The sequence below is a fragment of the Curtobacterium sp. 179-B 9B NHS genome (assembly GCF_045370965.1).
GTDB lineage: Bacteria > Actinomycetota > Actinomycetes > Actinomycetales > Microbacteriaceae > Curtobacterium.
In genome coordinates, this window is record NZ_JBIQDQ010000004.1 from 199634 (window position 1) to 213931 (window position 14298).

The 14298-nt window shown below is 70.3% G+C and carries 12 protein-coding genes; 7 read left to right on the plus strand and 5 right to left on the minus strand.

Translation table 11 applies throughout. The features are described 5' to 3' along the window. Nucleotides 1-13 precede the first annotated feature (13 nt). The 4 genes from ACH0A8_RS06185 to ACH0A8_RS06200 all read left to right on the plus strand — a co-directional run bounded on the left by ACH0A8_RS06185 (nucleotide 14) and on the right by ACH0A8_RS06200 (nucleotide 4755). Nucleotides 14-817 carry a cytochrome c gene (locus ACH0A8_RS06185; protein WP_066654316.1) on the plus strand — a complete coding sequence of 268 codons (804 nt, stop codon included), beginning with the start codon at nucleotides 14-16 and terminating at the stop codon, nucleotides 815-817. Nucleotides 818-850: 33 nt separating this feature from the next. Further along, nucleotides 851-1918 (plus strand): ubiquinol-cytochrome c reductase iron-sulfur subunit, encoded by a 1068-nt coding sequence (locus tag ACH0A8_RS06190; protein ID WP_066654314.1) that lies wholly within the window; start codon nucleotides 851-853, stop codon nucleotides 1916-1918. Continuing rightward, nucleotides 1918-3612, plus strand: coding sequence for a ubiquinol-cytochrome c reductase cytochrome b subunit (locus ACH0A8_RS06195; protein WP_251155486.1), 1695 nt, complete (start codon nucleotides 1918-1920; stop codon nucleotides 3610-3612). Before ACH0A8_RS06190 ends, ACH0A8_RS06195 begins: the two co-directional genes overlap by 1 nt. Nucleotides 3613-3795: 183 nt before the next feature. Continuing rightward, nucleotides 3796-4755: a phosphodiesterase gene (locus ACH0A8_RS06200; protein ID WP_209682581.1), complete on the plus strand. Its 960-nt coding sequence runs from the start codon at nucleotides 3796-3798 to the stop codon at nucleotides 4753-4755. A gap of 307 nt (nucleotides 4756-5062) precedes the next feature. Here the strand turns inward: ACH0A8_RS06200 and ACH0A8_RS06205 are convergent, their stop codons facing one another. From ACH0A8_RS06205 to ACH0A8_RS06220, 4 genes are all read right to left on the minus strand, one after another. Further along, on the minus strand, nucleotides 5063-6616 hold the full coding sequence (locus ACH0A8_RS06205) for a stealth conserved region 3 domain-containing protein (protein ID WP_081984855.1): 1554 nt from the start codon (nucleotides 6614-6616) through the stop codon (nucleotides 5063-5065). An 86-nt stretch (nucleotides 6617-6702) separates the two neighbouring features. Continuing rightward, on the minus strand, nucleotides 6703-7146 hold the full coding sequence (locus ACH0A8_RS06210; RefSeq protein ID WP_245171073.1) for a DUF6804 family protein: 444 nt from the start codon (nucleotides 7144-7146) through the stop codon (nucleotides 6703-6705). Beyond that, the gene (locus ACH0A8_RS06215; protein ID WP_066654309.1) at nucleotides 7146-7730 is read right to left on the minus strand and encodes a GDSL-type esterase/lipase family protein; all 585 of its coding nucleotides are present in this window, start codon (nucleotides 7728-7730) and stop codon (nucleotides 7146-7148) included. Before ACH0A8_RS06215 ends, ACH0A8_RS06210 begins: the two co-directional genes overlap by 1 nt. Beyond that, on the minus strand, nucleotides 7727-9259 hold the full coding sequence (locus tag ACH0A8_RS06220; protein ID WP_406906826.1) for an SDR family oxidoreductase: 1533 nt from the start codon (nucleotides 9257-9259) through the stop codon (nucleotides 7727-7729). Before ACH0A8_RS06220 ends, ACH0A8_RS06215 begins: the two co-directional genes overlap by 4 nt. A 42-nt stretch (nucleotides 9260-9301) precedes the next feature. Between ACH0A8_RS06220 and deoC the strand changes: the two genes are divergently transcribed. The 3 genes from deoC (at nucleotide 9302) to ACH0A8_RS06235 (ending at nucleotide 11912) form a co-directional block, all read left to right on the plus strand. Beyond that, a complete protein-coding gene (gene deoC, locus ACH0A8_RS06225; RefSeq protein WP_406906827.1) occupies nucleotides 9302-10063 on the plus strand; it encodes a deoxyribose-phosphate aldolase in 762 nt (253 codons plus the stop codon). Nucleotides 10064-10262: 199 nt separating this feature from the next. Then, nucleotides 10263-11222, plus strand: a complete 960-nt coding sequence (locus ACH0A8_RS06230) for an ROK family protein (protein WP_066654306.1) — start codon at nucleotides 10263-10265, stop codon at nucleotides 11220-11222. 111 nt (nucleotides 11223-11333) lie between these two features. Then, complete coding sequence (locus tag ACH0A8_RS06235) at nucleotides 11334-11912, plus strand: type IV toxin-antitoxin system AbiEi family antitoxin (protein WP_251160220.1); 579 nt, start codon at nucleotides 11334-11336, stop codon at nucleotides 11910-11912. Here the strand turns inward: ACH0A8_RS06235 and ACH0A8_RS06240 are convergent. Beyond that, nucleotides 11899-14241: a bifunctional (p)ppGpp synthetase/guanosine-3',5'-bis(diphosphate) 3'-pyrophosphohydrolase gene (locus tag ACH0A8_RS06240; RefSeq protein WP_235426327.1), complete on the minus strand. Its 2343-nt coding sequence runs from the start codon at nucleotides 14239-14241 to the stop codon at nucleotides 11899-11901. The genes ACH0A8_RS06235 and ACH0A8_RS06240 overlap by 14 nt on opposite strands. Nucleotides 14242-14298 lie beyond the last annotated feature (57 nt).

Here is a 14298-nt window from a genome sequence, read left to right on the forward strand (position 1 = left end):
CACCCCCCACCGCATGTTCACCAGAAGCAAGTCCAAGAAGGGCCGCCGTTCCCCGATGGCGACCGTCTCGCTCATCGTCGTCGGTCTCATGACCACCGGCGGTGCGTACGCGCTGTTCAGCTCGACGGCCAACGCCGACGACAGCACCACCTCCGCGGTGTCCAGCCAGTCCAAGGTCAACGAGGGCGAGAAGCTCTTCGCCTCGAACTGCGCCACCTGCCACGGTCTCGACGCGCAGGGCACCGGCGAGGGTCCGTCCCTCATCGGTGTCGGCGCCGCGTCGGTCGACTTCCAGGTCGGGACCGGTCGCATGCCGATGGCCGCGCAGGGCCCCCAGGCCGAGGAGAAGCCCGCCCAGTTCACGGACGAGCAGATCGACGCCATGGGCGCCTACGTCGCGTCGCTCGGCCCCGGCCCGTCGATCCCCTCCTCCGAGCTCACGAACGGTGGCGGCGACGCTGCCGAGGGTGCCGAGCTCTTCCGCATCAACTGCGCGATGTGCCACAACGTGGCCGGTGCCGGTGGTGCGCTGACCGAGGGCAAGTACGCCCCGAACCTGCAGTCGGTCTCCGGCAAGCACATCTACGAGGCCATGGTCACGGGCCCGCAGAACATGCCGGTCTTCAACGACCTCAACCTGACGCCGGAGCAGAAGGCCGACATCATCACGTACCTCAAGTACGTGCAGGACAACAAGTCGCCGGGCGGGTTCGCCCTCGGCTCCCTCGGCCCGGTGGCAGAGGGTCTGTTCATCTGGATCTTCGGACTCGGCGCGGTCGTCGCGATGACCGTCTGGCTGACCGCGAAGTCCAACTGATCGTCCGTGTCGAACGACACTGAAGGGAACACCATGGCAGAGCACGACGACGAGGCAGTGAACTCGTCCTCGGCTGTCGAGAAGCACGGCGCGACCAGCACGTCGGCCGGGATCGCGGTCGTCCCCGCGGACCCGTTCGAGAACCCGGGTGAGCCGCCGCACCGCGCGCGCCGCACCGATGTCGACCCGAAGAAGCAGCGTCTGGCCGAGCGTCAGGTCGCCACGTTCTTCTACCTGTCCATCGTGGGCAGCGTCCTCGCGATCGCCGCGTACATCGCCTTCCCGATCGACCCCGAGGACTTCGGCACGGTCCGTGCCGGCAACCTCTGGCTCGGTCTGGCGATCGCCCTGGCCCTGCTCGCGCTGGGCCTCGGCGCCGTCTACTGGTCGAAGTCGCTCGTCGTGGACCGCGAGATCACGGAACTGCGTCACAGCACCCGTGGCACCGACGCGACCCGTGCCAAGGCGGTCGAGGCGTTCCAGCTCGCCGACAAGGAGTCCGGGTTCAGCCGTCGCAAGCTGATCCGCAACTCGATGATCGGTGCCCTGGTGGCCTTCCCGCTGCCCGGTGTCGTCCTCGTCCGTGACTTCGCCCCGGCGGAGGACCCGAACGAGCTCCTGCGCCACACCTTCTGGAAGTCCGGCATGCGCCTGACGAAGGACCCGACGGGTCTGCCGATCAAGGCGTCGGACGTCACCATCGGTTCGGTCTTCCACGTCATCCCGGACGGCATGCTCGACTCCGAGCACATGCTCGAGGAGAAGGCCAAGGCCTCCGTCCTCCTCATGCGTCTCGACCCGAAGGACCTCAACCCCTCCGCGGGGCACGAGGACTGGGGCTACGACGGCATCGTCGCCTACTCCAAGATCTGCACCCACGTCGGGTGCCCGGTCGCGCTCTACGAGCAGCAGACGCACCACCTGCTGTGCCCGTGCCACCAGTCGACGTTCGACGTCTCGAACAACTGCGAGGTCATCTTCGGCCCGGCTGCACGTCCCCTCCCCCAACTTCCGATCGCGATCGACGACGACGGCTACCTGGTCGCACAGAGCGACTTCCACGAGCCGGTCGGACCGTCCTTCTGGGAGCGTGAACGCTGATGACCAGCACCACCACCACGAGCGCGCCGGCCACGGCCACACGGCCCGAGCCGACGCGCGGGTCCCGACTCATCGGGGCCACCGCCAACTACATCGACGAGCGCACGAGCATCTCGGGCCTGGTGAAGGAGGTCGGGCGCAAGATCTTCCCCGACCACTGGAGCTTCATGCTCGGCGAGGTCGCGCTGTACAGCTTCGTCGTCGTCCTGCTGTCGGGGACCTTCCTGACGTTCTTCTTCCAGGCGTCGATGACCGAGGTCGTCTACAACGGCTCGTACGTCCCGCTCAAGGGCGTCGAGATGTCGACCGCGCTGCAGTCCACCCTGAACATCTCGTTCGACATCCGCGGTGGTCTGTTCGTCCGACAGATCCACCACTGGGCCGCCCTGCTGTTCGTCGCCTCGGTGATGCTGCACATGGCCCGCGTGTTCTTCACCGGTGCCTTCCGCAAGCCGCGTGAGCTCAACTGGGTCTTCGGCTTCGTGCTCTGGGTCCTGGCCATGGCCGAGGGCTTCACCGGCTACTCGCTCCCCGACGACCTGCTCTCCGGCAACGGCCTGCGCATCATCGTCGGCATGATCGAGGGCGTCCCGGTGATCGGCGTGTGGATCGCCTACCTGCTGTTCGGTGGCGAGTTCCCGGGCACCGACATCGTCGGCCGCCTCTACACGCTGCACATCCTGCTGCTCCCGGCGATCCTCGTCGCGGTGCTCGGTGTCCACCTCGTGCTCGTCGTCATCAACAAGCACACGCAGTTCGCGGGCCCCGGCAAGACCAACGAGAACGTCGTCGGCGTCCCGATCCTCCCGGCGTTCGCCGCGAAGGCCGGTGGCTTCTTCTTCATCGTCGCGGGCATCCTCGCCCTCATCGCGTCGCTGTTCACGATCAACCCGATCTGGAACTACGGCCCGTACGACCCCTCCCCTGTGTCCGCCGGTACCCAGCCCGACTGGTACATCGGCTTCGCTGACGGTGCGCTCCGTCTGGTGCCGCCGCACTGGGAGGTCGTGTGGTTCGGCTACACGGTGTCGTTCAACATCCTCGTCCCGATCGCCGTCCTCATGGCGCTCATCATCGCGATGTTCGCCTACCCGTTCCTCGAGGCGTGGGTCACGGGCGACAAGCGTGAGCACCACCTGGCCGACCGTCCGCGCAACGCTCCGACCCGCACCGCCTTCGGTGCCGCGGGCATCACGCTCTACGCGTCGCTCTGGGCCGCTGCCTCGTCGGACATCATCGCGACGCACTTCATGGTGTCGATCGAGCACGTGATCCACGTCATCCAGGCCACGACGGTCCTCGGTCCGTTCGTCGCCTTCTGGATCACGAAGCGGGTCTGCCTGGCGCTGCAGAAGAAGGACCGCGAGATCGTCCTGCACGGCTACGAGTCGGGTCGCATCGTCCGGCTCCCGCACGGCGAGTACATCGAGGTGCACGAGCAGCTCGACGAGTACGAGCGCTGGAAGCTCCTCCAGTTCAACGAGTACAAGCCGCTCATGGTCCGTCCGGACGCCAAGGGTCGGATCACCGGGGTGCAGAAGGTCCGTGCGAACCTGTCCCGCTTCTTCTTCGAGGACCGCATCGCGCCGGTCACGAAGGCCGAGCTCGAGGCAGCGCACGCCGCGCACCACGGCCCGGAGCTGGAGGGCGACCACCAGGCCCAGGCCCCCGCGCTGGGCGCAGCCAACCACTAGGTTCCTCGGCAAGAACGAACGAGCCCCCCGACCACGGTGTGGTCGAGGGGCTCGTTCGTTCGCCTGTTCCGAAGCAGACTCGCCACTCCCGGTTCACCGTGCATTCAGAGTGGCGTGCTGGACTCGTCATCGACGGTGTGGCAACGTGTTGCACCACGCATCCGCCAACGGAACGAGAGACCGATGGACAGCCGGACGGCCGAACACCCCAGGCCGAACCACTTCCTCCTCCACCTCAGCGACACCCACCTCGTGGCGGGTGACGGCGCGCTCTACGGTGACGTCGACTCCGCAGCACGGCTCTCGGCGATCGTCGCCGACATCGAGGCCTCGGGCACCCACCCGGAGGCCATCGTCGTCACCGGCGACGTCGCCGACAAGGGCGAAGCCGGTGCCTACGTCCGCATCCGCGACATCGTCGAGCCGGCTGCCCGTCGCATCGGCGCGCAGGTCATCTGGGCCATGGGGAACCACGACGAGCGCGGGGCCTTCCGCCAGGAGCTGTTCGGGCTGCAGCCGACGGATCGTCCGGTCGACTTCGTCTACGACGTGAACGGCCTCCGAGTGATCACCCTCGACACGAGCGTGCCGGGGGCACACCACGGCGAGGTCTCCCCCGCGCAGCTCGACTGGCTCGCCGAGGTGCTGTCCGAGGCGGCGCCGCACGGCACGATCCTCGCCATGCACCACCCGCCCGTGCCGAGCGTGCAGGACCTCGCCGTCCTCGTCGAACTGCGCGACCAGGCGGCCCTCGCGGAGGTGATCGAGGGCTCGGACGTCATCTCGATCATCGCCGGACACCTGCACTACTCGACGAGCGCCGTGTTCGCGGGCGTGCCCGTGTCCGTCGCGAGTGCCACCTGCTACACGCAGGACCTCACCGAGTACCAGGGCGGCACTCGGGGGCAGGACGGCGCGCAGTCGTTCAACCTCGTCCACGTGTACGGGAACAACGTCGTGCACTCGGTGGTGCCGATCGGCCACTACTCCACGGTCGGCGAACCGGTGTCGTCGGAGCAGACGGAGGCGCGTCTCGCTGCGGCCGGCATCACCATCGCCCCGGCCGTCGAGCCGGCGCCCGTCACCTCGAGCATCCCGGTCTTCACCCTCGACACGGTGCCCACCTCCCCCGTCCGCCGCTGACGGCTGTCCGTCCTCGACGGCCGTACGTCATTGACGGCCGTCCGCCGATGACGGCCTGACGTCGCTGCAGGCCGCACACCGCGATGCGGGTGACGTCCCTGTGGGACGCGCGCCGAGCCTCCCGTCCGTCGCTGAGGCCACTCCTGCCCGCCGAGCGAGCACGACATGCCGCGCGCCGGTCGTCCGGCGGGCACGACTCGTCGCGCCAGCGCGCTGAGCGCGACAGGAAAGACCCGCTCGCTCGGCGGCGCCAGGGCTGGCCCGCTCGCCGCCACGAGGGAGACCGGGCCGGACGGTCCGCTGGGGGCTACTGCGCGTCCTGCTCCCACGGCGCCGGGAACGGGAAGTACTTCTCGAGGAAGTCCGTCACGCGCCGGGTGCGCTCGTCGTCGGAGACCTCCGGGAAGCTCCCGTCGTTCAGGCAGAAGAAGTCGACGTTCCGCTTCTTGAGCAGGTCCTCCAGCGCCTTCAGCCCGGACTGCATCGTCGTGTCGACGTAGCGCACCGGAGCGTTCTCCTGCACGATCGCCCGACCGGTGAGCAGCGCGTAGTAGTGGTACAGGGAGTTCGTCACGGAGATGTTCTCGGCCGCGCGGAACCGCGATGCCATCGTCGCGCGGAACTCGTCTGCGAACTCGTGCTCCATCTCGGTCATGATCGAGGCGCGCAGCGGTGTGGGCGCGTGCTCGAGGTGCCGTGTGGTCACCGCGCCGAAGCGCTGCTGCAGCAGGCGCCGGTTGACGCGGGCGGAGTTCTCGAACCCGCTCCGTGCCGGGTTGTTCGTCCCGAGCCCGATGCGGGTGGTCGCGAGGATGAACTTCGACACCGACCCCGGGCTGAAGAACACCGAGGGCTCGACCATCCGTCCGAAGAACATGTCGTCGTTCGAGTAGATGAAGTGCTCGCTGATGCCCGGGATGTGGTGCAGCTGCGACTCGACGGCCTGCGAGTTGTGCGTCGGGAGCACCGAGGGGTCTGCGAAGAACTCCTCGCTCCGGACGATCCGGACCTTCGGGTGGTCGGCGAGCCACGCGGGCGCCGGCGAGTCCGTGGCAATGTAGATCTGGCGGATCCACGGCGCGAAGGTGTGGACGGAGCGCAGCGCGTACTTCAGCTCGTCGATCTGTCGGAAGCGCGCCGGAGCGTCGTCGCCCTCCCCCAGCACGGCGTTCGCCTGCGCGGCCTGACGTGCCCGCTGGTACTCGATCGCGTTGCCGTCGACCCACGAGAAGACGATGTCGATCGGGAACCGGATGTCCGACACGTGGTCGTCGAACATGTGCTCGACGGTGCGCCAGGTGCGGCCGTAGCGTTCGATGTCGACGAGCTCGAACTCCTCGACGGGGAGACTGCGGCGCATCAGGGCGTTCTCGACGGGGGCGAGCACCTCGGTGTCGGTCACGCGCCAGAACTCGAGCTGCACGCTCGTCTCGGCGCCGTAGCGGAGGCGTCCCATCGGCTCGAGCCGGGGTCGGAAGAGCCGGAGCACCGGCTCGTCCACCGATCCGAGACCGTCGTCGAGCACGAGCACGGCGGGCTGTCCCGGCGGCTTCGCGTAGAACGGCTCGTTGACCGCGGCGGCCATGATCGCGCTCTCGGCACGCTGCCGGTCGCGCTCGTCGACCGCGACGACCGGACGTCGGTCGTTGCCGCGGATGAGCAGGTGGTCGACGTCGCCGGCGGTGAGCGCGTCGTCGAGGAACAACAGGTCCTCGATCATCGACTGCTGGGGCGTCAGGTGCCCGTTGACCAGGGTCAGGCGTCCCTTGCGGACGACGACGTCAGGTCGGTCGAGACCGCCGGAGGACGGTCGAGGGTTCAGCAGAGGACTCTCGGTCGCCGGCTCGGTCTCGTGGCTCATCCATGCCCTTCGCATCGCGTCAGCCGGGCCCTGTGCCCGGCTCCTGCGATCCTACCGTCCGGCGGGCGCGCGCGAGCGCCGCGCGGTCACGGTCGGGAGGCGCGCCCCGAGTCCGTCCCGCGCGGCACCTTGACGGCGATGCCGGTCAGGATGAAGGCCGCGGCAGCGACGAGCTGGAGGCCCGCCCAGACCTGGCCGGGGATCGGCACGATCACGACGGGGTTCCAGCACACCGCGATCGCGGCCGTGAGCGCGACGGCCCACCAGGAGCGGCCCCGGACGGCGAAGACGAGCACGATCAGCGCGAGCACCGTCACGCCCCACCGGACGAAGACGAAGCCCGAGGAGTCGAGGACCGCGACGAAGGCGATGAGGACGACCGCGGCGAGCAGCGACGGCGCGAGTGCCGGGCGCGTGAAGGGCGGCATCCCGTCGGCCGACGCCGCGGTGGTCGCCGGGCGCTCGTCGGGGCGGTGCGTCGGCACCCCCTGCAGCGACGAGCCTGCGGGGGGCCGACCCTTCCGTGCCATCAGGCGCCGGCCTCCTCGAGGTCGATCGCCTGGATCGGACGGGACATCGGCGGCAGCCCGCGGACGCGCTCGAGCGCCGGGACGAGCTCGTCGACGACCGCGCGGTAGCCGTCGGCGGTGAGGTGCAGGCCGTCCTCGGTGTAGCGGTCGGCGAGGTGGTCGTCCTCCGCGAGGGCCGGCCAGAGGTCGAGGTACTGGGCGTGGCAGGTGGCGACGAACTGACGGAGGTGCCGGTTCGCCTCCTCGATCTTGGCGCACCAGTCGGCCTGGCGGGGCAGGATCGACACGAGCAGCAGACGGACGCCGGGGAGCTCGCGGCGGAGCGTCACCAGGATCGACTCGACGCCGCGGACGACGTGCTCGACGCTCGACCGGTGGTTCCCGAAGTCGTTCGTCCCGATGAGCAGCACGATCACCTCGGGCTGCTCGACGATCACGGCGTCGAGTCGCGCGAGCACCCCGTCGGTGGTGTCGCCGCCGACGCCCTGGTTGCTCGTGCGCTCACCCGGGAGCCACTGGTCCCAGGAACCCTGCTCGGTGATGCTGTCGCCCAGGAACAGGACGGTGGGGTGTTCGGTGGTCATGCTGCCTCCTCGTGTACCGGTTCCTGCGGCCCATTCTGCTGGGTCCAGTTCCGCCCCGTCGACTCCGTGTGCTGCGACTCGCGCTCGGCCGCCGCCGTGATGCGTTCGACCATGCCGGGGAAGATGATGCCGTGGAAGGGCAGGATGCCGTACCAGTACAGGCGTCCGGGCAGTCCCTGGGGGAAGTAGATCGCCCGCTGGTGGTAGTCGCTGCCGCCGTCGTCGCTCGGGGTGACCCGCATCTCGAGCCAGGCGCGTCCCGGCGACTTGAACTCGGCGCGGAGCCGCAGGTAGCGCCCGCGTTCGAGCCGCTCCACCCGCCACCAGTCGAGTGCATCGCCCTGCTCCAGGCGGTGGGGGTCGCGTCGACCGCGGTTCAGGCCGACCCCGCCGGCGACCTTGTCCATCCAGCCGCGCGCCACCCACGCCAGGGGGAAGGAGTACCAGCCGTTCTCGCCGCCGATCGACTCCACGACGCCCCAGACGTCGTCCGCGCTCGCGCTCGAGTGCCGCTTCCGGTCGTCGACGTAGACGGTGTGCCCGGCCCACTCCGGATCGCTCGGCAGCGGGTCCGCCGGGGTCGAGGAGAGCGTGGCGCTGCGCCAGCTCGTCTGCACCTCGCCCTTCCGCATCTTCGTCAGGGCCAGCCGGACGGCACGGCGGTAGGAGGTGAGTCCGCCCTCCGGACGCGGGACGTACCGGTCGATGTCGTGCTCGCGTTGCACGCACTCGAACTGGAGCGACTCGATGATCGGTGTCGCGAGCTTCCGCGGGATCGGCGTCACGATGTTGAACCAGTGTGCGGAGAGACCCGGGGTCAGCACGGGCAGCACGGTGAAGCGCCGCTGCGGCAGCTTCGCCTCGACCGCGTAGCCGTTCAGCATCTGCCCGTACTTGAGGACGTCGGGACCACCGATGTCGAACGTCCGGTTGACGTCGGCGGGGATGCCGAGCGCCTCGACGAGGTAGTACAGGACGTCACGGACGGCGATCGGCTGGATGCGGTTGCGGACCCAGCGGGGTGCCGGCATCCAGGGCAGGACGTCCGTCACGTGGCGGATCATCTCGAACGAGGTGCTCCCCGAGCCGATCACGACACCGGCCTGGTAGGCGATCGTCGGCACGCCGGAGGCCAGGAGCACGTCCCCGACCTCCTTCCGGCTCCGGAGGTGCTTCGACAGCTCGCCGTCGGGGTGCAGTCCGCCCAGGTAGACGAAGCGGCGCACACCGGCGTCGTGGGCCTCGCGCGCCATCGTCTCGACGGCGTCCCGCTCGGCCTGCTCGAAGTCGCCGTCGGCACCCATCGCGTGCGCGAGGTAGTAGACGGCCTCGACGCCCTGGACGGCGGACCGGACTGCCTCGGCGTCCTGCAGGTCGCCCTCGGCGACCTCGACGTCGTCGTGCCAGGGCACGTCCTGGAGCTTCCGCGGCGTGCGGACGAAGACACGGACGTCGTGCCCGGCCTCGAGGAGGCGGGGGACGAGTCGTCCGCCGATGTACCCGGTCGCACCGGTGACGAGGACCTGCATGGAGGGCACGGTACGCGCGTCGCCTCCGGGTAGGCTTTCCGGGTGGACAACGCAGCGATCCCCGCACACCAGGACCGGGCCGACCAGCACGAGCTCGGCGCCGACGCCGTGCGCGCCCTCATCGACCACGCGATCCTGAAGCCCGAGCTCACCCGCGCCGACGTCGATGCGCAGCTCGACGAGGCCGCGGCGCACCGGGTCTTCAGCGTCTGCGTCCGTCCGAGCGACGTCGCGCACGCCGTGGAGCGCCTGCAGGGCACCGGGGTGGGCGTCGGCACCGTGATCGGGTTCCCGCACGGCACCACGACCACCGCCGCGAAGGTCGCCGAGTCGCTGCAGGCCCTGGCCGACGGCGCCTTCGAGCTCGACATGGTGCAGAACGTCGGCGCAGCGCGCTCCGGTGACTGGGACCGGGTCGAGCAGGACGTCCGTGCGGTCGTCGACGCCGCCGGGGACACCGTGGTGAAGGTCATCCTCGAGACCGCGTTCCTGACCGACGACGAGATCGTCGCCGCATCGCGAGCGGCCCAGCGCGCCGGCGCGGCCTTCGTGAAGACGTCGACCGGGTTCGCCGGCGGCGGCGCGACGGCCGAGCACATCCACCTGATGCGGGACACCGTGGGTCCCGACACGGGTGTCAAGGCATCCGGCGGCGTCCGCGGCCTCGACACGCTGCTCGAGATGGTCCGCGCGGGTGCCGACCGCATCGGCACGAGCGCCTCGGCACGCATCCTCGACGAGGTCGCACACCGGGCGTCCACCGGCACCGCGTCGGCACTCGGCGACGACACCTCCTCCTACTGACGTCTCGGCCGCCCGCGCGCGCGAGCGGCCCCACCCGGGCCCGAGCGGACCGACCCGGTCCCTCCGGACCCACCCGGTCCGTCCGGACGTCCGGACCAGCAACGACCGACCCGACCACACCGCCGGGGCCGGCTCGCACCGACGCGAGGTCACGTCGTCACGGTGAGCCGGGCCTCCAGACCGCCGCATCGGAGCGCGCATGTCCAGCACCGCACCCCTGTCCCCCTCGTCCGCGATCGCGCTGGCCGTCGATCTCGGCGGCACCAAGGTCGAGGCGGCCCTCGTCACCGACCAGGGCGTCGTCCTGCCCGGCACCCGGCACCGGCAGCCCACCGGACCGTTGCGGAGTGCGGACGAGCTGCAGGCGGCGGTCGACCAGGTCGTGACGGCGACCCTCGCGACGCTGCCGGCGGACGCCCGGCTCGTCGGCGTGGGGGTCGGCGCGGCCGGTCCGGTCGACGAGGAGCACGGCCTCGTCTCGCCCCTGAACATGCCGGTGTGGCGCGGGTGGCCGCTCCGCGACCGGGTCGCGGCCCTGGTCCCCGAGGGGGTGCCGGTGACGCTCCGGATGGACGGGCTCGCGATCACCCTGGCCGAGCACTGGGTAGGTGCGGCGCAGGGCTCGGACCACGTCATGGGGATGATCGTGTCGACGGGCGTCGGCGGCGGTCTCATCCTGCACGGGCGCACGGTGAGCGGACCCACCGGCAACGCCGGACACATCGGCCACGTCGAGTGCGGCGGCTTCGACGACCCGTGCGCCTGCGGCGGTACCGGCTGCCTCGAGGCGGTCGCCAGCGGGCCGAAGACCGTCGCCTGGGCGCAGCGACAGGGCTTCGCCGGGAGCACCGGCGAGGAGCTCTCCGCCGCGTACGCGGCCGGCGACGAGATCGCGGTGGCGGCGGTCCGGCGGAGCGGGCGGGCGCTCGGACAGGCCGTCGCGGCGGCGACGAGCCTGGTGGACCTCGAGGTCGTCGCGATCGGCGGCGGCTTCTCGCACGTGACGCCGGACCTGTTCGAGTACGCCCGCGAGGCGGTGGCCGAGCGGGTCGAGTTCGGCTTCGTGACGAAGGTCCGGATCGTGCCGACCGCGCTGTCCCAGGACGGGCCGCTCATCGGGGCGGCAGCGCTCGTCCACCGCGCAGACGTGCTGCGCTGACGCCCCGCAGGCGCACGTGCACGGGCGCGCGCTCGTGCTCGTGCTCGGCCGAGGCCGGCGTCCTCTCCACAGGCCCGACCGCGGTGATCGTCCGTCCGGCAGGATGAGCGGGTGCCGACACCCCGCCTGCTGACCAGCGACGACTGGCCGGAGACGGAGCTCCGCGCTGCGGTGCTCGCCGGCGAGCTCGTCCCCGTCGGGTGGTGCTGGGCCTCCCCCGCGGAACCGCAGACGCCCGCCCTGCGCGCCGCCGCGCACGCGTGGCGCGTGCCCGACGACCGTGTGGTGGCGAGCGGGCGGTCCGCGGCCTGGATCTGGGGTGCGACGTCGCGCCCGCCCTCGCCGGTCGAGGTGAGTGTCCCGCCGACCGTCCGCATCCGTGTCGACCCCGACGTGCGGCTGCGCGAGGTCCGGCTCCCCGCCGAGGACACCGTGCTGGTGGGCCCGATCCGGGTGACCTCGCCGGAGCGCACCGCGGTGGACCTGCTCCGCGCGCCCGGCGCGTTCGACGCGTCCGCGCACGATGCCCTGCGCGGCCTCGTGGCGATCGGGGTGGTGCGGGTCGGCGAGGTCCGGCGCCGCCTGGCAGCGCTCGGGACGATCCCCATGGTGCGGCAGGCGGCCCGGCGTCTCGACCAGGCGATCGCCGCGACACCCGATCAGGCGCCGGCCGGGGTCAGCCCGCGCTGACCCGGTACACGTCGTAGACCGCGTCGATCCGCCGCACGGCGTTCAGCACCCGGTCGAGGTGCGTCGTGTCGCCCATCTCGAACACGAACCGGCTGAGCGCCAGGCGGTCCGAGGACGTCGACACCGTCGCGGACAGGATGTTCACGTGGTGGTCGGTCAGGACGCGCGTGACGTCGCTGAGCAGCCCGGAGCGGTCGAGCGCCTCGATCTGGATCTGCACGAGGAACACCGACTTCGACGACGGGGCCCACTCGACCTCGATCATCCGGTCCGGCTCGTTCATCAGTGACTTCACGTTCGTGCACGACGCCTGGTGCACGGAGACGCCCTGACCGCGGGTGATGAAGCCCACGATCTGGTCGCCGGGCACCGGCGTGCAGCACTTCGCGAGCTTCACCAGGATGTCGGGCGCGCCGCGGACGAGCACACCGCTGTCGCTGTTCCGGAGCTGGCGGCTCGTGACCTGTCGCGGGAAGGCGAGCTCGGGCTCGTCCGTCTCGGCCTCGGTCTGCACGTTGCCGAGCACCTTCTCGATGACGGACTGCGTGGACACGTGGCCCTCGCCCACCGCCGCGTAGAGCGCGGAGACGTCGTCGTACCGCATCGACGAGGCGACCTCGGCGATGGAGTCCTGGCTCATGATGCGCTGCAGCGGGAGGTTCTGCTTGCGCATCGCCCGGGCGATCGCGTCACGGCCCTGCTCGATGGCCTCTTCGCGGCGTTCCTTGGTGAACCACTGCTTGATCTTGTTGCGGGCACGGGGGCTGCGGACGAACGTCAGCCAGTCCTGGCTCGGGCCGGAGTCCGGGTTCTTCGAGGTGAAGATCTCGACGACGTCACCGCTCGACAGCGTGCTCTCGAGCGGGACGAGGCGCCCGTTCACCTTGGCACCCATCGTGCGGTGCCCGATCTCGGTGTGGACCGCGTAGGCGAAGTCGACCGGGGTCGCACCGGCGGGCAGGCCGATGACCTTGCCCTGCGGGGTGAAGACGTACGTCTCCTTGGCGCCGATCTCGTAGCGGAGCGAATCGAGGAACTCGCCCGGATCGCTCGTCTCGGCCTGCCAGTCGGTGATGTGGGCGAGCCACGCCATGTCCTGGTCGTCGGTGGTCGAGGAGGCGTCGACGTCCCGTCCCTGGGCACGCTGCTTGTACTTCCAGTGCGCCGCGACACCGAACTCGGCACGCTGGTGCATCTCGTGCGTGCGGATCTGGATCTCCACGGCACGGCCCTGCGGTCCGAGCACCGTCGTGTGCAGGGACTGGTACAGGTTGAACTTCGGCGTCGCGATGTAGTCCTTGAAGCGACCGGGCAGCGGGGTCCACCGGGCGTGCACGGAGCCGAGCATCGCGTAGCAGTCGCGGACGGTCGGCACGAGCACGCGGATGCCGACCAGGTCGTAGATCTCGTCGAACTCGCGCCCGCGCACGATCATCTTCTGGTAGATCGAGTAGTACTGCTTCGGCCTGCCCATGACCTCGCCGCGGACCTTCGCGGCCTTCAGGTCCTTCTTGAGCGTGCCGATCACGTTCTGCACGAACTGCTCGCGCTTCGGCTGCCGTTCCTTGACCAGGCTGTCGATCTCGACGTACAGCTTCGGGTGCAGGACCGCGAACGACAGGTCCTCGAGCTCCAGCTTGATCATCTGGATGCCGAGCCGGTGCGCCAGGGGCGCGTAGATCTCGAGCGTCTCCTTGGCCTTGCGCGACGCGGACGCGGACTCCACGAAACCCCAGGTGCGCGCGTTGTGCAGGCGGTCGGCGAGCTTGATGACGAGGACGCGGATGTCCTTCGACATCGCGATGACCATCTTGCGGACGGTCTCGGCCTGCGCGCTGTCGCCGTACTTGACCTTGTCGAGCTTGGTGACACCGTCGACGAGCATCGCGATCTCGTCGCCGAAGTCCGCGCGCAGCTGGTCGAGCTGGTAGTCGGTGTCCTCGACCGTGTCGTGCAGGAGCGCCGCGGCGATCGTGATCGTGCCGATCCCGAGGTCGGCGAGGATCTGCGCGACCGCGACCGGGTGGGTGATGTACGGCTCGCCGGACTTCCGCTTCTGGCCGTCGTGGGCGCGTTCGGCCACCGAGTACGCCCGCTCGATGAGCGTGACGTCGGCCTTCGGGTGGTGCGACCGGACGGTACGGATGAGCGTGTCGACCGCCCCTGCGGGCTGCGCCCGCGAGAAGAGGCGCGGCAGCAGCGACCGCAGGGAACCGAGGTTGCCGGTGGTCGTCGCGTTCAGCGGACTGGAGGGCCGCGGCGCGGACCCGGGACGGCTCGCGCCGGGCGTGGACGCACCCTGCGACGAGGACTCACGGGTGTCCGTCATGATGCGCCTCCTGCGACCGGTGTCCGGGTACGGTCTGGCAAGCCTACGCGCGTCCGG